The sequence below is a fragment of the Acidisphaera sp. L21 genome, from assembly GCF_009765685.1.
GTDB lineage: Bacteria > Pseudomonadota > Alphaproteobacteria > Acetobacterales > Acetobacteraceae > LMUY01.
This window is the reverse complement of the sequence record NZ_LMUY01000010.1, coordinates 1-24,386: the sequence shown is the minus strand read 5'-3', so window position 1 is coordinate 24,386 and position 24,386 is coordinate 1. Positions and strand designations below refer to the sequence as shown.

The window sequence follows — 24,386 nt, the reverse complement described above, 5'->3', positions numbered from 1 at the left end:
CGCAGATGGTGCCGTCGGTGGACAGAGGATGGCAGTAATTCCCATGCAGGGCGACCGTGGACGTTTCCATCGAACGGATCCAGACTAATGAGGCACGTCAGAAGGACGCAGCGGCGATAGCGGGACGATAACACGATGATCCCGCTAGTCGTATTTACCGACTACTTTCACTTACGACGAGTGAGAGGATGTGAAAAGTGGAGGTTTTCCGAGTGCGCGTCCAATCAATGTTGGCTACCTGCCTGCTCGGCATTCTGCTGGCGACATCCGCCCGGGCGCAAACGCCGGAGGATCGCAACCGGAGGCGGGACGAGGCTGCGGCCCCAATGTCACGCCCTATTGCGCTGGTACCTGACGCCGTCACCAAACAAACTCTGGACCTGCCCGGCCGGACGCTGCGGTTTACGGCGCATGCCGGGTTCGTACGCCTGACGGACGACAAGAACGCGCCAGAAGCGGACATAGCCACCACCGCCTACCTACTGGACGGCGCCGACCCGGCAAGCCGCCCAGTGACCTTCGTCTTGAACGGTGGTCCCGGCATGGCGTCCGCGTGGCTGCAGATGGGCGCGGTTGGACCCTGGCGCATCCCGATGGTGACAGCACCGTCCGCGTCCGCACTGCCGCAGCCCAATGCCGACACCTGGCTCGACTTCACGGATTTGGTGTTCATCGACCCGGTTGGAACGGGCTACAGCCACCTACTGGCGCCGGGCGATGACGTCCGCAAACGGCTCTGGTCGGTCAATGGCGACATCGATGCGCTATCGCAGGCGATCCGGCGCTGGCTGGATAAATCCGGTCGCATCGCCTCCCCCAAATTCCTGCTGGGCGAGAGCTATGGCGGATTCCGCGCGCCGCGCCTGGCCCGGCGCCTGGCGGAGCAGGACGGCGTGGGCCTGAAAGGTTTGGTCATGGTGTCGCCCGTGCTGGATTACGGCAATCACAGCGGAGCGATGGAGATCCTGGGCTACGCCGCAGCTTTGCCATCCATGAACGCGGCAACCCGGGTAGCCAGGGGGGAGCCAGCCGGGCGCGCCGACCTAGCAGATGCGGAAGCTTATGCGTCGGGTGCCTTTCTGACGGACGTCTTGCGCGGTGTGGCGGATCCGCAGGCGCTGGGCCGGGTGGTGGATAAGGTTAGCGCACTAACCGGCCTCGAGCCCCAGATAGTGCGGCGGCAAAGGGGCCTGGTGAGCACGCGCATGTTCGTGCACGAGCATGACCGCACGACCGACCAAATCGACAGCCTTTACGATGCGACAGTGAGCTTGCCGGACCCATTTCCTGAATACGAAGGCGAGCATAATGCGGACCCCATGCTAGACGGACTCCGCGCCCCGCTGACCTCCAGCATGCTGGCGGTATACGACATGCTGCATTGGCACCCTGCGGGTCCCGAGTATCGCCTGGTGAACGAGCAAGCGGGGCGGCAGTGGGATTACGGCCGCGGCTGGAACCGTCCCGAATCGTTCAGTGCGCTCCGCCAGGCCGTCGCACTCGACCCAGGCCTGCACGTCATCATCGCGCATGGACTGTTCGATTTGGTCTGCCCCTATTTCGGCACGCAACTACTATTGAACCAAATCCCTCCGGCATCCGGCGGCGACCGCATCCAGCTGCTGACATTTCCAGGCGGCCACATGTTCTACAGCCGCGACGAATCCAGGCAGGGCCTACGGGGCGCGGCCGCCAAAATGATCGCCCCGCCCAGCTAGGTTGGGCTTGGGCGCGGCGTGCCCGACAGATCATCTTGACGTTCTGCATCCGCATCGGCTCAGTGTGCCAGAATGTGGCGGCTCGCGATCTGCTTTATACTGTGTTCCTGCGCGGGCGGCGGTGCCGTCCAAACGGAGATCGACGCCTTTGCCCGAAACGGCATCGCTGCAGATCCGGCCAACTACACGAACGGTGACAGCCGTAGCTGGGTCATCCGCCGCGACGGCATCAACCATGGGCTGTTATGGGGCACATTCCACCGCGGCTATGATGAGGCGACGATTCCGCCGTCTGCGATCCGCGACAAGGTGGAGAGCGCGGCGGATCTCACTGTTGAACTCAACTTGGCCGAAATGACCCCCGCGGGGATGACGGCCTTGATAGCGCCCTGCGCGCGGGCGTCCCGGATCCGCGACGAAGGCGCGATTGCCTCCCTGGATCCCGCGGCAAAATCCGCATTGGACGCGATGTGGCTGCCGGGTGACATCAAAACAACGGGAAGCCTGCTCGGCCTCAGCTGGGTGGTAAACGGCCGGACCAGCGGTCTATCGCGCAGCGGCTTGCCCGGGGGGAGCCCGGACGTCGTTCTCGCGCAGCTCGCCAAGGCTCACGGCATTCCGATTTTCGCGCTCGAAAGGCCGCAGGCCCAGGTGGCGTTGCTCTGCGGCAATCCAAACGGGCCGGTTGCCGCCTTGTACCTCGAGGAAGCGCTGCGGCGCGGGAGCGACGCCCCGATCCTGGCGAACTACGAACGGACCCAATATCAACAGGGCCATGTCGCGATGGTGGTCGCGGCTGCACATTGGCCGCCAGGCCCTGAGACAGCGACGGCCGCAGCGCTGGAGCGGCAAGCGTTCTACGCAGCTCGGAACCCCGCCATGCTGCGTCGAATCGAGTATCGGCTCGGGACGCCGGGTTTCCACGTTGTCGTCATCGGCGCCGGGCACTTCATCGGCCAAGAAGGCATTGTCGCCAATCTACGGGCCGACGGCTGGGAGGTGACGGCCTGCCCGGCGGACCGTTGCTAACGCATGCCGTATGGACGGAGTAACCAGCTGGCCCAGGGATAGGGCGCGCCCGGCCGGCGCCTTCTCTGTTCCCGTCTCGTTCACTCGATGCTATGCTGCACCGGATGGCTGCCGAGATCACCCGCAAGATCATCCACGTCGACATGGACGCATTCTACGCGTCTGTGGAGCAGCGGGATGACCCATCGCTACGCGGCCGGCCCGTCGCCGTCGGTTCGCCTGCCGCGCGTGGCGTCGTCGCTGCCGCCAGCTACGAGGCCCGCCAGTTTGGCGTGAGGTCCGCCCTGCCCTCGGTCACCGCCCTTCGCCGATGCCCCGAGCTCGTGTTCGTCAAGCCACGGTTCGAGGTCTATCGAGCGGTTTCCCGGCAGATCCATGCTATTTTCGCAGCCTACACACCGCTCATCCAGCCGCTTTCCCTGGACGAGGCGTATCTCGACGTTACGGAGAAGCTGACCGGCCCCCCAACCGCCTGGTCGACCGCCAAGGAAATCCGGGCTCGCATCCTGCAGGAAACCGGCCTCACCGCATCCGCGGGAGTATCCTACAACAAATTTCTTGCCAAGCTCGCCTCCGGCCATCGCAAACCCAACGGCCAGTTTGCAGTGACGCCCGACATGGGCGCTGCCTGGGTCGAAACATTGCCAGTTGGTCGATTCCACGGCGTTGGGCCGGTGACAGCCAGGAAAATGGCCGCGCTTGGGATCCAAACCGGCGCCGACCTCAAGGCCCAGTCGATGATCTTTCTACAGGAGTATTTCGGCAGCTCGGCTGCCTGGTACTACGGCATTGCCCGCGGCCAGGACGAGCGGCCAGTCGATCCCGACCGCACGCGTAAATCGTCCGGATCGGAAACCACGTTCGACCGCGACCTAACGGCGCCGGCGGACATCGAGGCGGGCGTACTCCAGATGGCCGATGACGTCTGGGCCTGGTGCGAAGCCGCGCAGTCCTTCGGCCGGACAGTCACGGTGAAAGTGAAATACGCCGACTTCCGGCAACTGACCCGCAGCCGCAGCCACTCCGACGTCGTTACCCGGCACGCCGACCTGCAGGCAGCGAGCCTTGATCTGATCCGGCTTGTCTTCCCGGTCGAAAAAGGGGTCAGGCTGGTGGGCGTGACCGTGTCGGGATTCGATGCGCCGGGCCGCCAGAGAACTGACTTGCCACTGTTCGGGCGCCGATCGGGCCTGCTCGACACGACAGCCGACACGACGTAGTAGCGTCGTGTGACTTCGAAACCGGCGCAGAAGAATGCCGGTATGGGGATAGCAATGAACAAGACCCTCTCGGCTCCATTCTCCAAAAATGTTGGACTTGCCGGCTTGCTTGTGGCCACGGCGCTGATGTCGCGGCCCGCGTTCGCAGCGGACTGCGCAAGTTTGCAAACCACCTCCCTGCCCGGCGTTTCGATCACGGCCGCGACCACCATGGATCCGGGCTTCACGCCCCCAGGGGATAAGCGTTCGCTATCCACGCCATTCTGCCGGGTCATCGGCGTGGCCACACCGGTTGCCGGGTCGCGAATTACCTTCGAGGTTTGGCTGCCGCCCGCCGGAACATGGAACGGCAAGTTCCGCGGTGAGGGCTCCGGCGGCTCGGCGGGCACGATAAACTACCCTGCCTTGGTGGACGGCCTGGCGCGTGGGTATGCCACCATGGCCAACGATAATGGTCACACCGGCAGCAGTTGGACCTTCGCGCAGAATCCGGAGGCAGTCGTCGATTTTGGCTACCGCGCGCAGCACGTGAGCACTGTCGACGCAAAGGCAATCGTGCAGGCGTTCTACGGCACGGCTCCCCGGCACGCGTATTTCGTGGGCTGCTCGCAAGGGGGACACCACGCCCAGATGGAGGCCCAGCGCTACCCGCAGGATTATGACGGCATTCTCGCCGGCGACCCGGCGTCCAATTGGATTGGCCAGATGTTGGCCGAGGTTCGCATCGGTATGGTCTCCACAGCAGGCGGGACCGACCTGCCGCAGCCTCAACTCGACCTGGTGACCAAGGCAGTGCTGGCCCAGTGCGCCGCCAAGGATGGCGGGGCGCCGGGCGACCAGTTCCTGAACGATCCGCGGGCCTGCCATCCCGACCTCGCAGCGCTGCAGTGCAAGCCCGGCCAGGACGGCCAGACCTGCCTGTCGGCCGCACAGATGCAGGCCGTGCAAGTGATCCACGACGGCACCACCGACCCCAGCACAGGACAAAAAATCACCGCGGGCATGGCCCCCGGCAGCGAAGCCTATTGGCGACAGGTGCTGGTCGGCACCCCGCTGCCCGGCGGCAGTTCCACCTCGTTCTTTCGCGACGGGATCTTCAATGACGCGAAGTATGATTTCTCGAACTTCAACTTCGCCCGGGACACCGCCTACACCGAGGGCAAGCTATTCGCCGACCAGACCGCCGTTGGCATCCTGGACGCGAACAACACCAATCTTGAGCCGTTCCGGCAGGCCGGGGGCAAACTGATCATGTACCACGGCTGGGCCGACCCGTTCATCGCCCCGCAGGCCAGTATCGACATCTACGCTGGCATCGTCGGCCACGATGCGCAGGCGCATGCGATACCGTTCGATCTGAGCCAACGCGGAAACGCTGCGGCCGTCCATGACACGCAGAGCTTTGCTCGCCTGTTCATGGTGCCGGGACTGAACCACTGCACGGGCGGCCCGGGGGTCAACAGCTTCGGAGGCGCCTACCAGCCCGCCGGGATCCCGCTCGATCGCATGCATGACATGGTCGATGCGCTGGACGCGTGGGTGGACCACGGCATTGCGCCGGACAAGATCATCGCGGCCAAATACACCAACAACGATCCGAAGCAGGGCCTCGCGATCAGCCGGCCGCTTTGCCCGTATCCCCAGGCGGCATCCTACGACGGCACCGGCAACCCGGCAGACGCTGCCAGCTTTAGCTGCGCGGAACTGAAACCGCAGGAGAATGGGCCACCCCTCCAGGGCGTGAACTCGTTCCCGAACGCCATTCCGTAGCAACGCCCACCGAGGTCGCGCTCCTGTCAAGCAGGCCTTCGTCGAGCAGGGCGGCGGCTTCAACGACCGCCGCCATTTGGACCGTATGGGCCAACCGGAAGGCGTCGCCATAGATGGTCTCATCCGGATATTCGGTGACGAGCATGAATGGTGGGATCTGCTCGGGACTCTCCTTGATGATGCACACGATGGAGTCGTGGACGGGAAAGTCCAAGCTGCCGGTATGGACCTTGAAGACCGAAAGTTGCGCCTCGTTGAACGCGCGCAGGCCGAGCGTGCAGGACACCCGGGCTGCCAGCGCCCGGACGAACGTCTCCGCCACTGCCTGCAGCCCTGGGATATGGTTCAGAATGAAGAAGAAGCCCTTTGGAATGGCCCATTGCTGGGACCCGCGCGGCACGTAGCCGGTGTGCGGCCGTGTCCACTCATGGGCAGGATAGCCGTGCAGATTGACATGAAGGACGGCGCCGACCCTGCGATACGCATCCCTTCGTGCCTCCAATTCGATGAAGGGCTCATGCGTCCGAAACGCCAAATCGTCCCCAAGCGCGGTAAACCGGGCCGCATGGTGCATGTGGCGCGGGTTGGTCGCACGGAGAGCCCGGTGCAGAGCGTGCCCGTCCGGGTTTTCCTGCGGGATCAAAGCGAAACCGAAGCCGCGCTGCTGCAACGTCCTGGCCGCCCGCAACGCGCCAACAACGCCCGACGTCTCGTTCGCGTGCTGCCCGGCACTGATGACGAGCCCGATCGGCTTGCCCGCAACCTGCGCTGCCAACACCGGCCGCCCCTGATGCGAGGCGACATCGAACCGGTCGCCACCGATCGCATCCAATTCACGGGCAATCTGCCTCGGATCGAGCGGCCTAACAGCCTCGTCCAATACTTGATCGGCGTCGGGAAGCTGGATCAACTTTGGCGTGTTGCCCGCCGCTACGCAGACGCGGGTTGGGCCGCTACCCTGGCGTATGTTCGGCAAAACCTGGCCGAGCCGAAGCGTTCGATCACCGGGCGGCAATCCCGCCCGGTGCTGGAAAAACTCCAACACCGAAAAATATAGATCCTCGTGCAAAGCTTCGCGTGTGCTGATGCACTCGTCGCCATATAGCAATCGGTGCTCGATACCGCCCGTCTCGATATCAATGGATAGGGTGTCAAAATAGGGCGGCGAGTCTGGCCAGTTTTGCTGTGCCACCAAATCCATCACGGCAGCAAAGGCAGCCTCGTACTCGGTTTCCAGCGGGATGCCGGCGTCGGCTGGGCTCGTTTGCAACCATCCGCACGGCACCAGCACCGTGTCGCCAAACGGGTTGCGCCGCTCCCGGTTGGGGGCGAACACCCGATGCTCGGTATGGCGGGTCCCGTGTTCCAGGATCACGTGGTAATGCAATTCCTCGGCGCCGGGCTCGAAGCGTAGCGCCACTGCTGGCAGCAACCCTGCCAAGGGATAGGCCTCCAACTCGAAGCGACCGATGGCTGCCGAACGATGTGACGGCGTGCGGATCGTTACAGCGGATAGGCCAGTCAACTCTACCTCTTCCAGGAAGAAGTGGAGCAGTGGCTTGTAAGCACTCCGCAGCCGCGCCATCGAACCGGCAGCGGCCAAAGACGCCTCCGCCGAACGCCTGGTCGACTCATCCTCAAAAACCCAGACTTCTAAGGATTGACCCGGCCGCACAGGCCGCAAATTGTCCACGGCCTTCGGCAGTTGGATATCGAGCAGTATGTCCAAGCGGGATGTCCCCTTATCGCTGCCGGCAGGATCGGACGTCACATCAGAACTCAACATGGGCCTTGAAGCCCAATACCGTCGCGTTATGGATGTTGGCCTGGGCATTGGGGTGGATGATGTATTGAAATTCCGGCTGCACATTGACGCCGGTCGTCACGTGTAGATCGTAGTTCAATTCCAGCACCATCTCGCGCGATTGAGGGGCTGTTGCGTTGTTGCTGATTGGAATACCCAATTCCATCTCCTGCGCCTGCACTTTGCCGAGCGCGCCGCTGACCGTGTTGTAGGAAAACTGAATTCCGATCGTGTCCTGCGGCCGCTTTGGCCAAAATGCCCTGTCCAGAACCCCGACAAAATACTCCTCGGCATAGGACGAGTTGGATGGGTCGTTGTGGATGAAGCCGGCAAGGGCGATGATGCCGTCGATGTCACCGGCGCCTTGCCGCCGCACCATCTGGTCGACCAAGACCCAGCCTTGGGTATTTCCGGTATGGTGCGGGGCGGGTACTATCGAATTTAGGGCCGCCGAAAATGGCGTGAAGGTGCCGGACGAATCATAACCAAACCCGATTTTGTAGTGTCCAGGCAACTTGTCGGTGCCAATCAGCGGCTCGTAGGCGAATTCGACCGGCACATAGACGCCGCTGTCGCGGGAGCCATCGAATTTGAAGCCACTACGGAACGCCGGGTAGGTATAGATCGCCTGATTGACCTGGTAGACACCAGCCTGGACGTAGGTTTTTCCTGTCGGCCGCACCCGCAACCGGGCGCCCCAGGCAGCATCCGGGTAGGCACTATGCCCAACGTCGCCACCCGGCAACGCCTTCGGATCGCCGCACAATGTGTTGTTCATGTAATTGCAATAGAGCGGCGAGCTGGCAAAGTCGTTCTCGACGTTCATCCGGCCGGCCGCAACGTCGATCCGGCGGTTGAGCAGGGTTTCCTGTGCATAGGCCGACACAAGGTGAACCGCAGTGTCACCGCCCGACCCATAGATCTCCTGCACAGGTTCCAGATTATCACCAAACAAATGGCTGTCACTGCTGCCAGAGCGATTGACGATGACGACGTGGGTCGACAATCCATCAATGCCCGCAAGACGCTGCCAGTCGATATCGGCCTCGAAGCCGACCTGGTTGGCGAAGGTGGCACCTCGCCGCGTGCCGCCGCTGATGTTGCCCGCGAACTCCGTCACGGCATCAAGCAGCAAGAAGATCCCGTGACTCTCCAGGCGTGAACGGACGCCGCCAGGGTCGCCAAGCAGGTGCTCTACAGTGGGAGCGACACCAGTCTGCGCTTCAAGCGGCTGTGCCACTTGCTGGCTTGGGCCAAGCCCCACGCCGCTATTTGTGGTTTGTGCCCCGGCCGGCAGGGCTATCCCGACGGCCAGCAGGAACACGCATGCTGAAAGATGCTCGACTGCCGTCGGTCTCAAAGCTTGGAATGGCGCAACGGAGAGGCCAACCTCGATCGAACCACCTGCGCCCCCACTAGAAGCTTGTTTGATCGCATTTGTCGGCAATCCTGTTGCTTAGAGGGCCAGCAAAGGTGCGGAGCCTGGAAACAGCGCCATCTCCTGCACACGAGGCGTGTGCGACGATACTACGCTATGACCATTTGGCAGCGCAATCAATGGCTCCGATACAGTACAGAGGGTCTCCAGCGTCTCAGCGACAGGGTTTGCGGTCGGCGTAGGCTTGGTGTGGCAAAGGGTGAGCAGTGATCGAAAACTCGCAGACGCCGCCTCCAGAGAGGTCTGCTGCCGCCTCGCGCGGGAGCCCCAGCGATGCCATACAGTCTGTGGACGTCGCAACATGCGCCCCGCTTTGAAGGAACTGAGTGTATGTTTTCGCCGGGACAGAAGGTTTGGCACCGCAACGGACAGCGAAGCGGGAGGGTGTTGGAGGTGGACGGCAACCGGGTCTACATCGCACAAGACAACGGTGCCGAATTGGACTTTCCGGCGAGCGAACTGACGGCGACACCGCCTGTGACCACCGACACGGCCGGAGACAAGCTCAGAAGCAGGGTGGCCGCCAAGTCGATGACCTACGAGCCGCCAAACCGAACCCTGACCGCTGCCGACATGACGCCGGATCATGCCCGGGTGTTGGCTGCAATACCGCAGCGCACGCTTCGGGCCGTTGCTGCCCTGTTCGAGCGGAAACCCGGCGCCGGGCGGTTCAGTGCCCTTGCCGTCGCTGACAAGCTGAATGTCGTCACCGAGATCACTGCCGTGCCATATCGCACCATGCGGGAGTACAGCGATCGGCCCGGCGAACTCGGCCTGCTCATGGGCAAAGGACTTGCCGACAAGAGCAGCTGAGCGAATGCGCCCCGTCGAGGCGGGAGCCTAGATCATGCCCTCCCGCATCCCACGCGACTGGCTGGTTTATGACAGCGTCGAGAACGCACACCATGACCGCTGTGTCGATTTTTTCGAACGGCCGGATAAAACCTGCGGGTTCGAAGAATTCCGGCGTGATGTCGAAGATTTAGGCGCTTGGGCACCGGTTCAGTATTATGGTTACAGCATCTATCCGTCGCGGCAAGCCGCACTGAATGCCGCCGTCAACGCGGTTGGTTGGTTCGCCAGACAGGCGGAAGGCTCGAAGTTTAAAGCTAAGGGGTGATAACAAGCTTCGCGTCGCTGCTTCGGCAACACGGGGCGGCCGGGACGGTCTTGCCCAATCGGGCGCGCAAGTGTTCTATCGACCCAACGAAAATGGGGGAACACCATGTCCAAGATCCGCAAAACGGTGGCGGGATTTCTGCTTGCGCTCTTTCCGGCAGTCAGCCTCGCACAGACTGCGCCACGCGACGTGCCCGCCCGGTCCATTCCAGTCCCGACCGACGTCAGCCCGCAAATGGCAGCCATCATTGGCGCACCGCTGCGGGCCGAGTGGAATGTGTTGCCCAAATCCGGAGAGGAATGGCGAGCCCGCGCCGACGCAGGTGCGGTGGCCACCGCGAAAATCGTCGACGGCATGGCGGAGCGGCTGCACGTCAAGATCGAGTCTGGCGTCACGGATGGCGTCAAAGTTTTCACTCTGACGCCGGATGTCATCCCACCTGAAAACCAGAACCGCTTGCTAGTTCACGTGCACGGCGGCTGCTACCTTCTGAATCCCGGCAAAGCCGGCCTGGTGGACGCGGTGTTGCTGGCCGGGTTCGGTCATTTCAAGGTGCTGGCGGCCGATTATCGCATGCCACCGGACGCCTATTTCCCGGCCGCCCTGGATGACGCGATGACCGTCTACAAGGCCGCCATCAAGATGACGAACCCGAAGAATATCGGCGTGTTCGGCATGTCTGCCGGCGGCGCGCTCACGCTGGAGATGATGCTCCGCGCCAAGCTGGAGGGGCTGCCGATGCCGGCTGCCATCGCGCCCGGCACCCCCATGGCCGACGCCACCAAGGTCGGCGACAGCTTCCAGACGAACGAGTTGGTGGACAACGTGCTCGTCTCGCGGGATGGGTTCTGTGATGCGGCGACAGTGTTCTACGCGCACGGTCACGACCTGAAGGACCCGCTAATCTCCCCCATTTACGGCGACATGCATGGCTTTCCGCCGGCGATCCTTACCACCGGTACGCGCGACCTGCTGCTGAGCAACACGGTGCGCACGCATCGTAAATTGCGCGAAGCCGGGGTCGAGGCAAGTTTGCAGGTCTATGACGGCCAGGCCCATGCCGAATTCGCCCGCGACGACACGGCCCCGGAAAATGCTGAGGCATTCCACGAAATCGCCGCCTTCTTCGACGCCCATTTGGGAAAATAGGCGCCGCGCCCGGTCCTACCCCGCCGGTCCTATCCCCTGGGACCGGGCGTAATCTGCGATCACCGCGGCGACCTTGCCCATATCCGTACGCACCTGGTCGAAATTCGGGTGCTTCTCAAATGTCGCCTCGCTGAAGAAAAGCTCCTTGATCACCTCGATCTGCACGCTGTGCACGCCGCCTGCCGGGTTGGCGTGCAGGCGGATGCTCTCGGCGCCCTTGAACGGGTCGTTATAGCTGACGCTGTAACCGTGGGAGCGCATGGCCCCGGCGATCACGTCCATGAACTCGCGGCTGCTGGTGGTGCCGTCGCGATCGCTTAGGCAGAAATCCTTGCGACGCTGCCCGGCGTCGTGGGAGGAGGCTGGGCCGATCGTGCCCATGCAGTGGCAGCTGAGGTGATAGGCGATACCGGCCCTGTCCCGCTCGGCCGCGATCAGGGCGGCGAGGCGGTCGTGATAGGGCTTCCAATAATGGTCGATGCGGTTGCGTACCTCCGCAACAGTCAGCTTGCGGTTATATAGTTTGTGGCCGTTGCGCACGCTGCTGTGGATCAGACCCATGCCGCGGCCGGTTTTCTCCGATGGGGCGAGCGGTTCGGGCCAGGGTTCGGCCAGCAACGCCGGATCCAGATCGGCCAGGCCTCGATTGGCGTCGATCCAGTTGTTCACGAACAGCGCATACAGCAGCCCGCAGCCGGCCTGTGGCGCCAAGCCCCAAATTTCTTCCACATACATCGAGACGAGGAAATGCACGTCCGCGAACGGCGCCGTGGTGTGGAAGGCAGCGGGGTATTCGCGGCCGCTGCGCGGCACGTCGAACACCACTGGTGCGGACGTGCCCGCAGGTGGGGTGTAGAGAAGAACGCCGGGCAGCAGGTCCATGGCAAGGCTCCGAGACATGGCGGCCACCACAAACGGCGGCCGCCACCCTGTCAACCGGTGCCCGGTGTGCCGCCCTAGGTCTTCAGCATCGCGCAGCCGCCCTGGTTCATCGGGCGAAATGCCTCGTCTGCCGGGGTGGTGGCGACGAGCTTCAGGCAATCCCATGAGCCATGGCTTTCCGCCGGGGTCTTTGCCTGGAGCAGGTAGGACGGATGGATCTTGCGGCCATCCGCGCGGATCATGCCTTGGCCGAAGCAATCGTCGTCGGTTGGCATCGCCTTCATGCGTGCGACGACGTCCTTGCCGCTCGTTTTGGCCACGCCGATCCCCACCGCCGATACGGCCTTCAGGTAATGCAAGGTGGAGGCATAGCAGCCGGCCTGCACCATGTTCGGCCACTGGTTCGGCGTCTTCGGCTTCACCCGCTCGTTGAACGCGCGGGTACGGTCGTTCAGGTCCCAGTAATAGCTTTCCGTCAGCAGCAGGCCCTGCGCAATGTCCAGCCCGATGGCGCGCACGTTGCTGTTGTACATCAGCATGCCGGCGACCTTCATCTTCGGCATCAGCCCGAACTCGCGGGCCTGTTTGATGCAGTTGATGGTGTCGCCACCGCTATTGGCCAGGCCCAGCACCTTCGCCCCGCTGGCCTGCGCCTGCACCAGCAGCCCGGAGAAATCCGTTGTCGCCGGAAACGGGTATTTGACGCTGCCCAATATCTTGCCGCCCGCTGCCTCCACGAAGCCGCTGGTGTCGCGCTGCAATTGCTGGCCGAAGACGTAATCGGCGGTGATGAAGAACCAGCTATCGCCGCCCGCCTTCACCATCGCGCCGCCGGTGGACTTGGCCAGCATGTAGGTGTCGTAGGTCCAATGAACGATATTGGGGGAACATTGGGCGCCCGTCAGGTCTGTGGTGGCAGCGCCGTTGTTCAGCATCACCTTGTTCTTTTCGGTGCAGACGCTGGCTACCGCGAGTGCGACGGAGGAGGTCGGCACGTCCACGATCACGTCCACGCCATCCTGGTCGAACCAACGGCGCGCGATGCCGGCGCCGACGTCGGGCTTGTTCTGATGGTCGGCGACGACGACTTCCACATTGAACCCGCTGGCCGCGAACTCCGCCACCGCCTGGCGGGTGCAAATGGCGCTAGTGGGGCCGCCATCGTCGCGATACGGACCAGACTGATCGTTCAGTACGCCAATCCGTAAGGTTTGCGATTGGGCACGGCCGATATGCGGCGCGAACGCGGCGGCAGCCACGGCCGCAGAAAATCCCCGGCGGGTCATCGACATCCTGAATACGCTCCCTCGTGCGCCCACATTGATCGGGCCGCTATTGCCCCAGCGTAGCGAGTTCCTGGCCGCCCCCGCAACAACCTCTTGGGATGAGGTATAAACGCCACCCGGTTCGGTGATATTGCGGCACCGGACCACGGCATCGGGGGTTGCATGCATCGTCGGGATTTCGGGCTGGCAGCCGCCTCACTTGGGCTGGCTGGGCTGTTGCCTACGGGCTGGGCACGGGCCCAAACACACGGCGACTCCCTACGCATCCTCAGCGAAGCTGGGCCCAATACGTTCGATCCGATCGGCATCGGCGCCAATCGCGGGGCGATCCAGCTGCATTGGAACGTGTATGACCGGCTCGTCCGCTTCGGCACCAAGACGCTGCCGGACGGCACGTTGTACTATGATTACTTCCATATCGAGGGAGAACTAGCGGAGCGGTTCGAGGTCTCGGACGACAAGCGCACGCTCACCTTCCATCTGCGCCAGGATGCGGTGTTTCATGATGGCACGCGGGTTACGGCCGCGGATGTGAAATGGTCGCTGGACCGCATCCTGGCCAGTTCGGTCGGCAGGTCGCAGTTCGCCACCGGTTCGATGACCAGCCCGGACCAGTTCACGGTGGTGGACCCGTACACCGTCACCATCACCACGCCGCAGCCAGACCGGTTCACCCTGCCGAACATCGCGCTCACCTTCCCAATCGTCATCAATTCCACCCTGGCGAAGGCGCATGCGTCGGGTGCGGATCCATGGGCCATGGACTGGCTGAAGGCCAATGTCGCCGGTGGCGGCCCGTTCCGGCTGGATGGATTCATGCCGGGGCAGAGCATCACGCTATCCCGCTTCGATGGATGGAAAAGCGGGGCATTGCCGGGGTTCCGCCGGGTGGTATGGCAGGTGGTGCCGGCGGCGCAATCCCGCGTAACCGCCATCGAACGTGGCGACGCCGACCTGGTGGAAAATCTGCCGCCGAATGACGCGGCCGGGTTGGGCACGGCGCCGAACGTCAAGGTGGTGGGCGTGCCAATGCAGGGCGCATTCCAGTTCATTGGCATGAACAGCCGGTTGGCACCGTTCGACAACGTCAAGGTGCGGCAGGCCATCGCCTACGCCCTGCCATACGAAGACATGTTCCAGGCCGCCCTGTTCAAGCGCGGCAAACCTCTGTTCGGCGGCGTGCCGGGCGAAGCAGACGGCACCGTATTCCCGCAGCCGCTCGGCTATGACACCGATTTAGGCAAGGCGAGAACGCTACTGGCCGACGCTGGCTTCCCGAATGGGTTCGACACCAGCTTCTCATTCGAATTAGGCCTCGCCACCGTGGCCGAGCCGGTAGCGCTGCTGGTGCAGGAGGCGCTGGGCAAGATCGGCATTCGCGTCCGCATCACCAAAGTGCCGGCCGGACAATTGGGCGCATTGCTGGAGAGGAAGGCAGTGCCTTTCTATTTCGAGGCCTCGATCGCGTTCCTAAACGACCCCGATTATTTCTTTCGCGTGTTCTATCATGGACCGACGCGTTGGAATTTCGGCAGCTACCATAATCCGGAATTTGCGGCCCTGGTGGAAAAGACCCGGTTCGAAACCGATACTGCCGCCTACGACGCCGACGTCAAGCGCATGATCACGCTGGCCAAACAGGACGTTCCTATCATCCTGCTATGGCAGCCGGCACTGGATACGGGAATGCTGAAGACGGTGGATGGCTATAAATACGAGTTCCACCGCCAGGTCGATCTGCGAACGCTGACCCGGGGCTGAAACCGCACCCAAGCGTCCTATTGCTGAGGCTTGTCAGGCAGACCGGTGATCGTGGTACCGCCATTGGTAATGCCACCATTGGGGATGTTGTGCAGTTGCGTCATGCCGCCGCCGCTATCGGCGGTGTGGCCCTCCCTGTCGACCATGAATGCTAGTGCGGACTCGCCGCGTCCGGCTTGCCTGATTCAGACACTGTTGAGCAGCAAACCGATCACCCCGCCGGCGCACACGACGGCCAGCGGGTTCAGTTTCGTCACGCCCAGCACCAGCCCGGCGGCCAATGTCACCGCCCATGCGGAAACGCCGTGGTCGACGGTGCGGGCGATGATGATACCGCTGGCCACGACCAGGCCGACCGCGATCGGGGCAATCCCACGCTCCAGCGCGACATGCCAACGTGCATGGCCGGTGCGCAGCCACAACATCGTCACCACACCCACCAACACGGATGCCGGCACGATCATCGCCACCGTCGCCAGCAGCGCACCCGCCAGGCCATCGGCACGATAGCCCAGCAACGTCACCAACAACGTGCTGGGGCCGGGTGTCACTTGGGTTATGGCGAAACTGTCGGCGAACTGGCGGGACGTCAGCCAGCCATAATCGTGCACGGTTTGCAGTTGCAGCTCCGGCACGATGGCACTGCCGCCACCGAACGACAGCAACGACGCACTGCCGAACACCATGCAAATTTGCAGCAGCCGATTGCTCATGCGGCGGCGCGACGCCAGGCCCACCAGAACCCCAGCGGCCCCAGCAGGAAAAGAATGAGCCAAAGCGGCGTGCGAAACATTGCCGACAGCAGCACGGTCATCCCCGCAAGGAAGCACGGAATGGCGGAGACCAACGTCGCCCGCCCTTGCCGCCAGGCCACGGAAAAGGTCAGCCCTACGGCCGCCGCCGCCATTCCCGCCAGCACATGCTGAACCGCTGGCACATCGCGCACCCGCAGATAAATCGCGCCCACCACCAGCACCAGGATACCCGGCACCGCCACCAGCCCGCACACCGCCGACACCGCCCCCACGACGCCGCGCAGCTTCAGCCCAACGAATACTGCCAGGTTCACCTGGTTGGCGCCGGGTAGAATGCGGCAGATCGTGGTGGCGCTCAGGAATTCCTCATCGGTCATCCAACCACGCTCCTGCACCACCACCTCCCGCGACCAGGCGGACAGGCCGCCACCGAAGCTTTCCAGCGCAATCTGGTTGAAGGCACGCGCGACCGTCCAGGCGGAGGGCGCCTCACTCATGAATGAAGTCCGGGTCGCTGCCGCCATGCAATTGGTCCACCGCGGTCACCAGATCCAGGCGGAATGGGTCGGGTGGATCGTAAGATTTGGCGTCCTGCCAATCATGGTCGAATTGCTTGTCCAGCTTCTGCACCGCGGCGGCATCGTCGAATACCGCACCCATTTCGCGCCGCAGATCGAAGGCGCTGCGGTCAATGTTCATGGAACCGATCAACGCCCGCTCCCCATCCGCCACCAGTAGTTTCGAATGTAGGCGCAGGCCATGCTGGCGGCGAATGCGCACCCCCGCCCGGCCGAGCGCCCGCAGCGCGCTGAAGGTATCCATCATGTCACTGGCGCTAATGCCGTGCCGGCCGCCGCAGATAATGTGCACCCGAACGCCGCGTTGCTGCGCGTCCAGCAGCCGATCCAAAATCGCCAGGTCGGAGAATTTTGGATGTTGCACATGCAGCGTGTGCACAGCGCTATCGATGAAAGCTGCCATGGTAGCGCGGGCATTGTTATTGCTCAGCACCAGCGGACTGGCGAGTGGCAGTTGATACGGGCCTTCGGCCCAATCGGCCTCGAAACACGCAACGAGTTGGCCCACCGTATCCGGATCGTCGATCAGCAGGCCGTAATCACGCGTCAGAGTGAAATACTTGTCGACGAAATTAAACGTGGCGATCAGCGCCAGGCTGTCGTCGATCACCATGGATTTCTCGTGGGTGACTGCAAAATGCGGGCTGGTCCACTGCACTGTGACGCCGGCCGCGCGCAGCGTATCAACTGTGGTATCGTTCGCGCGCGACCCGCTGGATCGCTTGGGGTTCAGCATCACGCGCACCTCCACGCCCCGGGCTTGTGAGGCCACCAACCCGGCGATCAGCTCCGGGCTGTCGAAGGTGAACATTTTTAGCCGAATGGTGCGCATGGCCGTGGCCATCAAGGCGACGACCGATTCCACGCCGTCTTCCGGCATAACCAAGACACGAGCAATATGATGAAGCATCGGGCGTTTCATCGGATGGTGCGCTCCGGTAGGTCGGCGTGCGAGTGTGACATAGGTTCAGCCACGGGGGGAACTGCGCCCGTCCCCGCTGGGCTCGATACAATAGAAAGGATGTAACCATGCCTCTACCGCCCAGCGCGATAACTCCGGATGAAGCCCTGGCCTTGCTGAAGGAGGGCAACAAGCAGTTTCACGAGGGCACGGCGATGCGCCCGCAGCAAACCAGTCAGGAACGCCGGGCGGCACTGGCGCAGGAACAGCGGCCGTTCTGTGTGCTGGTCGGCTGTTCCGACAGCCGGGTGTCGCCGGAACTGCTGTTTGGCCGCGGGCTGGGCGAGTTGTTCATCGTCCGCAACGCCGGCAACGTGGTGGATCTGGCGGCGATGGGCAGCATCGAATACGGCGTGGCCGTTTTGGGCGCGCCGCTGGTCGTCGTGCTGGGGCACGAACGCTGCGGCGCGGTGCAAGCCGCGGTAAACGTGGTGGAGAACGACGCCACCTACCCCGGCAGCATCGGCCAGATGATCGAGCCGATCATTCCCGCTGTCCTGCGCGCCCGGCGCGAGGGGACGGACGACCTGCTAGATCGCTCGGTCCGTGCAAACGTGGCCCGCATCGTCACCCGCCTGCGCGATACCGAGCAGATGCTGATCGAGCCGTTGCGAGAAGGCCGGCTGAAGATCGTCGGCGCGCGCTACGATCTGGACGACGGCAAGGTGGAGTTCTTCGAGTAGCGCTAGCGAGCCAGCCGAAGCAGGGCGGCCACATCCACATGTGACTCCACATGCGCGGCCAGGCGATCGAGCACGGTTTCGACGTCCGCGGTATGATTGCGGGGTGGCGCGTCTGTGCCCAGGCGGCGCAGCCAGGCGGCGCGTTGGGCGTCATGCGCGAACAGGCCGTGGACGTAGCAGCCGGCGATCAAACCATCGGCGGATATCGCCCCGTCCGGCTGGCCATCGATGTGCAGCAATGGGGCAGCATCACCAGTGGTGCGGCCGACATGCATTTCGTAGCCGGTAAAGGGCACGCCGGCGCACTCGCCCTGCACATCCTCCAGGCGCTTGTCGCCGCCCAGCACGGTATCCACCGGCAGCAGGCCCAGCCCGGGCACCGTGGCTGGCGGTCCCTCCACCCCGTCCGGGTCCGCCAGGGTGCGACCCAGCATCTGGTAGCCGCCGCACAGGCCCAGCACCCGGCCGCCGCGGCGGTGATGGGCGTAGAGGTCGATGTCCCACCCCTCCGCCCGCAGCGCCGCCAAGTCGGCGATGGTGGCTTTCGAACCCGGCAGGATCACCAAATCGCAGACCGGCAGCGGCTGGCCGCGCTGGACGAGATGCAGATCGACGCCGGGTTCGGCGGCCAGCGGATCAATGTCGTCGAAGTTGCTGATCCACGGCAGTGCTGGCACCGCGATGCGCACCGAGGCGCCGGGGCGCCGGGTGAGGGCAAGGTCGGCGGCGTCTTCCGCCGGCAAGCGGTGGGCGTCGGGGAAGAATGGCACCAGGCCCAAGGCGGCCCAGCCGGTGCGTTGCGCGATGGTGTCCATGCCGCTGGCGAATAATGCGGTGTCGCCGCGCATCCGGTTGACGATGAAGCCGGCCACCATGGCGCGATCCGCCGGGTCTAGCACTGCATGGGTCCCGACCAGGCTGGCGATGACGCCGCCACGGTCGATATCGCCGATCACGACCACCGGCACGTCGGCCGCGTGGGCAAAGCCCATATTGGCGATGTCGCCAGTGCGCAGGTTCACTTCGGACGCGCTGCCGGCGCCTTCCACCAGGACGATATCTGCCGCCGCGCGCATGCGGGCGAAGCTGTCCAGCACGTGGGGCAGCAGGCTGGGCTTCATCGCTTGATACTCGCGGGCGCGGGCGTTGCCGACCACGCGGCCCTGTACCACCACCTGGCTGCCGATTTCGCTCTGCGGTTTCAGCAGCACCGGGTTCATGTGAACGCTGGGCGCCACCCCTGCCGCCCGCGCCTGCAGCGCCTGCGCACGGCCGATCTCGCCGCCATCTTGGGTGACGGCCGCATTGTTGGACATGTTCTGCGGTTTGAACGGCCGCACCCGAAGATCCCGTCGCAACATGGCACGGGCCAATCCCGCCACCAGCAGGGACTTGCCGACGCTGGAGCCGGTGCCCTGAAACATGATGGCGCGCGCGCTCAGAACTCCACCCCTTCCTGCGCCTTCACCCCGGCGGCGAAATGGTGCTTCACCAGAGTCATCTCGGTGACCAGATCCGCTGCCTCGATCATTGCCGGGCGGGCGTTGCGGCCGGTGACGACCACGTGCAGCGCGGGCGGCCGACCTGCCAGGCCGGCCAGCACCGCGTCGATGGCCAGGTAATCGTAGCGCAGGGCGATGTTCAGTTCGTCCAGCACCAGCAGGCCCAGGCCGGGCTTTGCCATCATCGCCACTGCCTGCGCCCAGGCGCGCCCGGCTGCGGCGACATCGCGGGCGCGGTCCTGGGTTTCCCAGGTGAAGCCCTCGCCCATGGTGTGCCATTCCACCATGTCGCCAAATCGCTCGAACGCGGTGCGTTCGCCGGTGCTCCAGGCGCCCTTGATGAATTGCACGATTCCGACCGGCCGGCCGCGGCCCAGCATGCGCAGGGCCAGGCCGAAGGCGGCGGTGGTCTTGCCCTTGCCCGGGCCGGTATGGACCATCAGCAGGCCCTTTTCGGTCACCGTCTTACTGGCGACCTCGGCATCCTGCACTGCCTTGCGCTTGGCCATCTTCTCGCGATGGCGGTCGTCGTCTTCGGTCATTTCACCACCATCGGAATGCCGGCCACCATCAGCACTACCCTATCCGCCCGCGCGGCGACCTTGGCATGCAGCACGCCGGCCATATCGCGAAATCGCCGGGCGAGCGCATTGTCCGGCACGATGCCCAGCCCGACCTCGTTGGACACCAAAACCGTCGGAGCGTTCCGCGCGTCGAGGGCTGCCAGCAGCACGGGCCAATCCGGTGCCTGCTCCGCCAGCAGTAGATTGGTCACCCACAGTGTCAGGCAGTCGACCAGCACCGGTGCCGGGCTGTCCAACACTGCGGCCAGATCGAGCGGGGCTTCCACCGTCTGCCATGACCCGCTGCGGCGGGATTGGTGGGTGGCGAACCGCTCCCGCATCTCCGCGTCGAAGGCCTGGCCGGTGGCGACGTAGCGCCAGGGCGGCGGATGGGCCTGCACCAATGCCTCGGCATACGCGCTCTTGCCCGACCGAGCGCCGCCCAGAACGAAGGTGATTTGACCTGTCACGCGCTGGGTCATACACGGGACGGGATGGTCCCTCCAACCGGGGGGTGAAAAGGGAACGCGGTGCAACACCGCGGCTGCCCCCGCAACTGTAAGCGGAGAGCGGTGAGGGCACATGCCACTGGGGGTAACTCCGGGAAGGTCGCCAGCACCACGTTCGATCCGTGAGCCAGGAGACCTGCCATCGCTTGGCGCCCGCTTGCGCCAGGATCCACCATTGCGACGCCGGGCGGGGTGCACCGGGGTTGGCGGGTTGCTGCGGCAGCCCGACCGCCGGGCGTGGCCTGGGCGGCGATGGGCACCCGTGCCTGACCACGGAGACGCCGCACGATGCCCCCGATTCTTCACGTCTGCATCACCTGTCGCGCCGGCCAGCCACTGGCGGAGGACGCAGCACCCGCTGGCCGCCACATGCACAGCGCCATCGCCACACACCCAAACGCCGATGCTGTGGAATTGCGCGAAGTGTCCTGTCTTTCCGTATGCGACAGCGGTTGCGCCGCCGCGATCTCGATGCCGGGCAAATGGACGTACTTGCTCGGCGGCCTGGCGCCGGCTGTGGCGGGTGACCTGCTAGCCTATGCAAGGCTATACGCAGCCCATGCGACCGGCACGGTATTGCCGTCCAAACGCGCGCCGAGCCTGGCGCGTATGGTCAAAGGAAGGCTACCCGCATGAAAATCCCCTGCACCGTCATCACCGGCTTCCTGGGCGCAGGCAAGACGACGCTGGTGCGCCACGTGCTGGCGAACGCCGGCGGCCGTCGTATCGCCATCCTGGTGAACGAGTTCGGCTCGCTCGGCATCGACGGTGAAACGCTCCGTAGTTGCGGGATCCCGGGCTGCGAGGACGCCGATATCGTGGAATTGGCCAATGGCTGCCTGTGCTGCACCGTGGCGGACGAATTCCTGCCCGCCATGCAGGCGCTGCTGGACCGGCCGAACCCGCCCGAGCACATCCTGATCGAAACCTCCGGCCTGGCGCTGCCCAAGCCGCTGCTGAAGGCGTTCGGCTGGCCGGATATCCGGTCCCGCGTCACGGTGGATGCGGTGGTGACCGTTGTGGATGGCCCCGCCGTCGCCACCGGGCGCTTCGCCGATGACCCGGCGGCGGTGGCGGCGCAACGGGCCGCGGACGGGTCACTGGATCACGACAACCCGCTGGCCGAGGTCTATGGCGACCAGATCAACGCCGCCGACCTGGTGATCCTGAACAAGGCGGATCTGCTGGACCCCGCAACGCTCGCCCGGCTGCGCGTTGAAATCGCGGCAAGCCTGCCGCGCCCGGCGACGCTGGTGACGGCGACGGAGGGCCGTGTGGATCTGTCGGTGCTGCTGGGGCTGGATTCCGCGGCGGAAGACGATCTGGCCGCACGTCCCTCCTGCCACGACGCGGTCGATGGCGAGCACGAGCACGACGATTTCGACAGCTTCGTCGTGCCCATGCCGGAAACCGCAGCACCCAACGCATTGCTGCGGCGGTTGGCGGAGGTGGCGGGGGCGCATGAGGTGCTGCGCATCAAGGGCTTCGTCGCAGTCGCGGGGCGGCCGATGCGGTTGGCAATCCAAGGCGTTGGCACCCGGTTCCGCCAAAGCTACGATCGTAACTGGACCGAGGGCGAGGCGCGCGCCGGGCATCTGGTGGTGATTGGACAGACCGGGCTCGATCGCGACGCCATCGCCGCCGCACTCGCCGCCGCCTGATGCATCTGCTGCTCCGCGAAACGCGCTCCCTGGACGAGGCGGCCCAAGCGGTCGACCTCGGCCACGCGCCCGCGGAACTGGTGGTGCTGTCCTTCTCCGACGGCGATTTGGCGGCGTTGGCAGCGGCTGATCCAGGCACAGTGGCGCTGCGGCTGGCGCCGCTGGGCCGCCTGCGGCATCCGCTATCGGTCGATCTGTATCTGGAGCAGACGGTGGCGCACGCGCGTTGCGTCGTGCTGCGATTGCTGGGCGGGCTGGATTACTGGCGCTACGGCGCGGAGGAACTGGCGGCGTTGTGCCGGGAGCGCGGGATTGCCCTGGCAGTGCTACCTGGCGACGGCCGCGACGACCCGGCGCTCGCGGCGTTTTCCACCGTGACGCCAACAGCCTACGCCCGGCTGGACGCCTGCTTTCGCCATGGCGGCCGGGCCAATCTGCGCAGTGCGCTGGCGCTGATGACGCATCTGGCCGGACTCGGCTCGGATGAGGCCGGCCAGGCGGTGGCAATGCCGCAGCATGGCGTGCACGCGCTGGACCTGAACGATCGGCCGCTCGCAGCCCTCGTGTTCTACCGCTCGCATCTGCTGTCGGAAGACATCGCCCCCGTCACCGCCCTGCTCGCGGCATTGCAGGCCCGGGGGTTGGCGGTGGGTGCGATCTATGTCGGCAGCCTAAAAGCGCCGGAGACGGCCACGTTCGTGTCCCGAACTTTGGCCGCATGGGCGCCCAAGGTCGTGCTGAACGCCACCGGATTTTCCGCGCGCTTGCCGCAGGGCGACGCCGAGGCGAGTCCGCTGGATGCCGCGAATGCGCCAGTGCTGCAACTGGTTCTGGCCGGCAGCAGCCATGCCGCATGGGCGGCCAGCACGCGCGGACTGACCCCGGCCGATCTGGCGATGCAAGTGGTGTTGCCCGAATTGGACGGTCGGCTGCTGACCACCGCCATCTCGTTCAAGACCGAACGCGACGGCCGTACCATACACGCGCCGGACACGGACGGGATCGCCCTGGCCGCAGACCGTGCGGTCGGATGGTCGCGTCTGGCGGCGACGACCGTGGCCGATCGCCGGCTGACCATCGTGCTCAGCGACTATCCAGGCCTGGGTGGCCAGCGCGGGCATGCGGTGGGACTGGACAGTTTCGCCAGCTTGGCCGCGATCGTGACGCATCTGGCCGACGCTGGTTACGAAACGACGCCTGCCGACGCGTCGGCATTGACGGCGACGCTGTGCCGCGCGGCCCCCACGCCGTTTCTGCCGCTCGCGGACTATCGCCTGCTATTCGCCGCCCTGCCGGAGGCGTTGCAGCAAGCCGCCCTCGCCGCCTGGGGTGACCCGGCGGACGACCCGACCGTCGCCAACGGCTGGTTCGCCGCACGGCATGTGCGACTGGGCCGCATCACCGCGCTGGTGCAACCGGAGCGAGGCGATGCGGGCGATCGCCGGGCGGCCTACCACGACCCCGACCTGCCGCCGCGCCATGGCTTCATCGCGCTATACTTGTCTTTGCAGGCCGATGCGTTGGTGCATTTGGGCACGCATGGCGCGCTGGAGTGGCTGCCGGGCAAGGCCGCCGCCCTGTCCTCCGCCTGCTGGCCGCGTGCGCTGATTGGTGGAATGCCGGTGATCTACCCCTTCATCGTGAACAACCCCGGCGAGGCCGCAGCGGCCAAACGGCGGCTGGGCGCAGTCACCATCGGCCACCTGACGCCGCCGCTGCACGCCGCCGGGTTGCTGGGGGAGGCAGCTAGGCTGGAGCGGCTGATCGATGAATACGCCGCTGCCGATGGCATGGATCGCCGCCGCACCACTCTGCTTCGCACGGAGATCCTGGATCGCGCCGCCACCGCCGGGTTGCTGGACGAGGGCGGCGTTGCCCCGGGCGCACTGGAGGACGACGCGCTGGCCCGGCTGGATGCGTATTTGTGCGACGTGAAGGAATTGCAGATCCGCGACGGGTTGCATGTCTATGGCATGCAGCCCGACCCGGACCGGCTG

At 64.7% G+C, this 24,386-nt stretch carries 22 protein-coding genes and 1 riboswitch; of the genes, 12 read left to right on the top strand and 10 right to left on the bottom strand.

From position 1 onward, the window contains the following. The first annotated feature begins 212 nt into the window (after positions 1-212). The 4 genes from GSQ76_RS02355 to GSQ76_RS02340 all read left to right on the top strand — a co-directional run bounded on the left by GSQ76_RS02355 (position 213) and on the right by GSQ76_RS02340 (position 5,737). On the top strand, positions 213-1,718 hold the full coding sequence (locus tag GSQ76_RS02355) for a S10 family peptidase (protein WP_216850854.1): 1,506 nt from the start codon (positions 213-215) through the stop codon (positions 1,716-1,718). 72 nt (positions 1,719-1,790) lie between these two features. Beyond that, on the top strand, positions 1,791-2,747 hold the full coding sequence (locus GSQ76_RS02350; protein WP_158742312.1) for a TraB/GumN family protein: 957 nt from the start codon (positions 1,791-1,793) through the stop codon (positions 2,745-2,747). A gap of 104 nt (positions 2,748-2,851) precedes the next feature. Then, positions 2,852-3,967, top strand: coding sequence for a DNA polymerase IV (gene dinB / locus GSQ76_RS02345; protein WP_158742311.1), 1,116 nt, complete (start codon positions 2,852-2,854; stop codon positions 3,965-3,967). Positions 3,968-4,129: 162 nt separating this feature from the next. Continuing rightward, positions 4,130-5,737: a tannase/feruloyl esterase family alpha/beta hydrolase gene (locus GSQ76_RS02340; RefSeq protein ID WP_158742310.1), complete on the top strand. Its 1,608-nt coding sequence runs from the start codon at positions 4,130-4,132 to the stop codon at positions 5,735-5,737. Here the strand turns inward: GSQ76_RS02340 and GSQ76_RS02335 are convergent. Further along, complete coding sequence (locus tag GSQ76_RS02335; protein WP_158742309.1) at positions 5,658-7,466, bottom strand: hypothetical protein; 1,809 nt, start codon at positions 7,464-7,466, stop codon at positions 5,658-5,660. The two genes, GSQ76_RS02340 and GSQ76_RS02335, sit on opposite strands and share 80 nt — an antisense overlap. Positions 7,467-7,509: 43 nt before the next feature. After that, a complete protein-coding gene (locus tag GSQ76_RS02330; RefSeq protein ID WP_158742308.1) occupies positions 7,510-8,865 on the bottom strand; it encodes a carbohydrate porin in 1,356 nt (451 codons plus the stop codon). 444 nt (positions 8,866-9,309) lie between these two features. Between GSQ76_RS02330 and GSQ76_RS02325 the strand changes: the two genes are divergently transcribed. From GSQ76_RS02325 to GSQ76_RS02315, 3 genes are all read left to right on the top strand, one after another. Next, a complete protein-coding gene (locus GSQ76_RS02325) occupies positions 9,310-9,792 on the top strand; it encodes a hypothetical protein (RefSeq protein ID WP_158742307.1) in 483 nt (160 codons plus the stop codon). Positions 9,793-9,826: 34 nt separating this feature from the next. After that, positions 9,827-10,099, top strand: coding sequence for a hypothetical protein (locus GSQ76_RS02320; RefSeq protein WP_158742306.1), 273 nt, complete (start codon positions 9,827-9,829; stop codon positions 10,097-10,099). Between the two features lie 105 nt (positions 10,100-10,204). Then, positions 10,205-11,248 carry an alpha/beta hydrolase fold domain-containing protein gene (locus GSQ76_RS02315; protein WP_158742305.1) on the top strand — a complete coding sequence of 348 codons (1,044 nt, stop codon included), beginning with the start codon at positions 10,205-10,207 and terminating at the stop codon, positions 11,246-11,248. Between the two features lie 15 nt (positions 11,249-11,263). Here GSQ76_RS02315 and GSQ76_RS02310 read toward each other — a convergent pair whose 3' ends face one another. Together GSQ76_RS02310 and GSQ76_RS02305 are read right to left on the bottom strand one after the other, a co-directional pair. Then, a complete protein-coding gene (locus GSQ76_RS02310) occupies positions 11,264-12,130 on the bottom strand; it encodes an N-formylglutamate amidohydrolase (RefSeq protein WP_158742304.1) in 867 nt (288 codons plus the stop codon). A gap of 74 nt (positions 12,131-12,204) precedes the next feature. Further along, entirely contained in the window at positions 12,205-13,422 is a 1,218-nt protein-coding gene (locus tag GSQ76_RS02305; RefSeq protein ID WP_158742303.1) for an ABC transporter substrate-binding protein, read from the bottom strand. 156 nt (positions 13,423-13,578) lie between these two features. Between GSQ76_RS02305 and GSQ76_RS02300 the strand changes: the two genes are divergently transcribed. Then, positions 13,579-15,177, top strand: a complete 1,599-nt coding sequence (locus GSQ76_RS02300; RefSeq protein WP_254070199.1) for an ABC transporter substrate-binding protein — start codon at positions 13,579-13,581, stop codon at positions 15,175-15,177. Positions 15,178-15,362: 185 nt separating this feature from the next. Here the strand turns inward: GSQ76_RS02300 and GSQ76_RS02295 are convergent, their stop codons facing one another. Genes GSQ76_RS02295 through GSQ76_RS02285 form a run of 3 tightly spaced genes read right to left on the bottom strand, consistent with a single transcriptional unit; the run spans position 15,363 to position 17,375 of the window. After that, positions 15,363-15,890: a chromate transporter gene (locus tag GSQ76_RS02295; RefSeq protein WP_158742302.1), complete on the bottom strand. Its 528-nt coding sequence runs from the start codon at positions 15,888-15,890 to the stop codon at positions 15,363-15,365. Further along, positions 15,887-16,429: a chromate transporter gene (locus GSQ76_RS02290; protein WP_158742301.1), complete on the bottom strand. Its 543-nt coding sequence runs from the start codon at positions 16,427-16,429 to the stop codon at positions 15,887-15,889. The genes GSQ76_RS02295 and GSQ76_RS02290 overlap by 4 nt, the downstream gene beginning before the upstream one ends. Continuing rightward, positions 16,422-17,375, bottom strand: a complete 954-nt coding sequence (locus tag GSQ76_RS02285) for a phosphatidylserine/phosphatidylglycerophosphate/cardiolipin synthase family protein (RefSeq protein ID WP_216850852.1) — start codon at positions 17,373-17,375, stop codon at positions 16,422-16,424. The genes GSQ76_RS02290 and GSQ76_RS02285 overlap by 8 nt, the downstream gene beginning before the upstream one ends. A 164-nt stretch (positions 17,376-17,539) precedes the next feature. Between GSQ76_RS02285 and GSQ76_RS02280 the strand changes: the two genes are divergently transcribed. Continuing rightward, entirely contained in the window at positions 17,540-18,154 is a 615-nt protein-coding gene (locus GSQ76_RS02280; protein ID WP_158742300.1) for a carbonic anhydrase, read from the top strand. 2 nt (positions 18,155-18,156) lie between these two features. Here the strand turns inward: GSQ76_RS02280 and GSQ76_RS02275 are convergent, their stop codons facing one another. Genes GSQ76_RS02275 through cobU form a run of 3 tightly spaced genes read right to left on the bottom strand, consistent with a single transcriptional unit; the run spans position 18,157 to position 20,689 of the window. Next, the gene (locus tag GSQ76_RS02275; RefSeq protein ID WP_216850861.1) at positions 18,157-19,596 is read right to left on the bottom strand and encodes a cobyric acid synthase; all 1,440 of its coding nucleotides are present in this window, start codon (positions 19,594-19,596) and stop codon (positions 18,157-18,159) included. Next, positions 19,593-20,198 carry a cob(I)yrinic acid a,c-diamide adenosyltransferase gene (gene cobO / locus GSQ76_RS02270; protein WP_158742298.1) on the bottom strand — a complete coding sequence of 202 codons (606 nt, stop codon included), beginning with the start codon at positions 20,196-20,198 and terminating at the stop codon, positions 19,593-19,595. The genes GSQ76_RS02275 and cobO overlap by 4 nt, the downstream gene beginning before the upstream one ends. Further along, positions 20,195-20,689, bottom strand: a complete 495-nt coding sequence (gene cobU / locus GSQ76_RS02265; protein ID WP_254070198.1) for a bifunctional adenosylcobinamide kinase/adenosylcobinamide-phosphate guanylyltransferase — start codon at positions 20,687-20,689, stop codon at positions 20,195-20,197. Before cobU ends, cobO begins: the two co-directional genes overlap by 4 nt. Before the next feature lie 8 nt (positions 20,690-20,697). Then, a riboswitch (cobalamin riboswitch) is annotated at positions 20,698-20,887 on the top strand. 129 nt (positions 20,888-21,016) lie between these two features. Between cobU and GSQ76_RS02260 the strand changes: the two genes are divergently transcribed. From GSQ76_RS02260 to GSQ76_RS02250, 3 genes are all read left to right on the top strand, one after another. Beyond that, positions 21,017-21,364 carry a DUF1636 domain-containing protein gene (locus GSQ76_RS02260; protein ID WP_158742296.1) on the top strand — a complete coding sequence of 116 codons (348 nt, stop codon included), beginning with the start codon at positions 21,017-21,019 and terminating at the stop codon, positions 21,362-21,364. Continuing rightward, the gene (gene cobW, locus GSQ76_RS02255) at positions 21,361-22,389 is read left to right on the top strand and encodes a cobalamin biosynthesis protein CobW (RefSeq protein ID WP_158742295.1); all 1,029 of its coding nucleotides are present in this window, start codon (positions 21,361-21,363) and stop codon (positions 22,387-22,389) included. The genes GSQ76_RS02260 and cobW overlap by 4 nt, the downstream gene beginning before the upstream one ends. Continuing rightward, positions 22,389-24,386 (top strand): cobaltochelatase subunit CobN (locus tag GSQ76_RS02250; protein ID WP_174247276.1); only part of this gene is annotated, 1,998 nt, incomplete at its 3' end. The genes cobW and GSQ76_RS02250, both read left to right, overlap by 1 nt.

Coding starts and splice junctions, on each gene's coding strand:
- GSQ76_RS02315 (WP_158742305.1), top strand. CDS start 10,205: ATGTCCAAGATCCGCAAAACGGTGGCGGGATTTCTGCTTGCGCTCTTT.
- GSQ76_RS02290 (WP_158742301.1), bottom strand. CDS start 16,429: ATGAGTGAGGCGCCCTCCGCCTGGACGGTCGCGCGTGCCTTCAACCAG.
- GSQ76_RS02295 (WP_158742302.1), bottom strand. CDS start 15,890: ATGAGCAATCGGCTGCTGCAAATTTGCATGGTGTTCGGCAGTGCGTCG.
- GSQ76_RS02310 (WP_158742304.1), bottom strand. CDS start 12,130: ATGGACCTGCTGCCCGGCGTTCTTCTCTACACCCCACCTGCGGGCACG.
- GSQ76_RS02260 (WP_158742296.1), top strand. CDS start 21,017: ATGCCCCCGATTCTTCACGTCTGCATCACCTGTCGCGCCGGCCAGCCA.
- GSQ76_RS02325 (WP_158742307.1), top strand. CDS start 9,310: ATGTTTTCGCCGGGACAGAAGGTTTGGCACCGCAACGGACAGCGAAGC.
- GSQ76_RS02300 (WP_254070199.1), top strand. CDS start 13,579: ATGCATCGTCGGGATTTCGGGCTGGCAGCCGCCTCACTTGGGCTGGCT.
- GSQ76_RS02280 (WP_158742300.1), top strand. CDS start 17,540: ATGCCTCTACCGCCCAGCGCGATAACTCCGGATGAAGCCCTGGCCTTG.
- GSQ76_RS02305 (WP_158742303.1), bottom strand. CDS start 13,422: ATGTCGATGACCCGCCGGGGATTTTCTGCGGCCGTGGCTGCCGCCGCG.
- cobW (WP_158742295.1), top strand. CDS start 21,361: ATGAAAATCCCCTGCACCGTCATCACCGGCTTCCTGGGCGCAGGCAAG.
- GSQ76_RS02350 (WP_158742312.1), top strand. CDS start 1,791: ATGTGGCGGCTCGCGATCTGCTTTATACTGTGTTCCTGCGCGGGCGGC.
- GSQ76_RS02320 (WP_158742306.1), top strand. CDS start 9,827: ATGCCCTCCCGCATCCCACGCGACTGGCTGGTTTATGACAGCGTCGAG.
- cobO (WP_158742298.1), bottom strand. CDS start 20,198: ATGACCGAAGACGACGACCGCCATCGCGAGAAGATGGCCAAGCGCAAG.
- dinB (WP_158742311.1), top strand. CDS start 2,852: ATGGCTGCCGAGATCACCCGCAAGATCATCCACGTCGACATGGACGCA.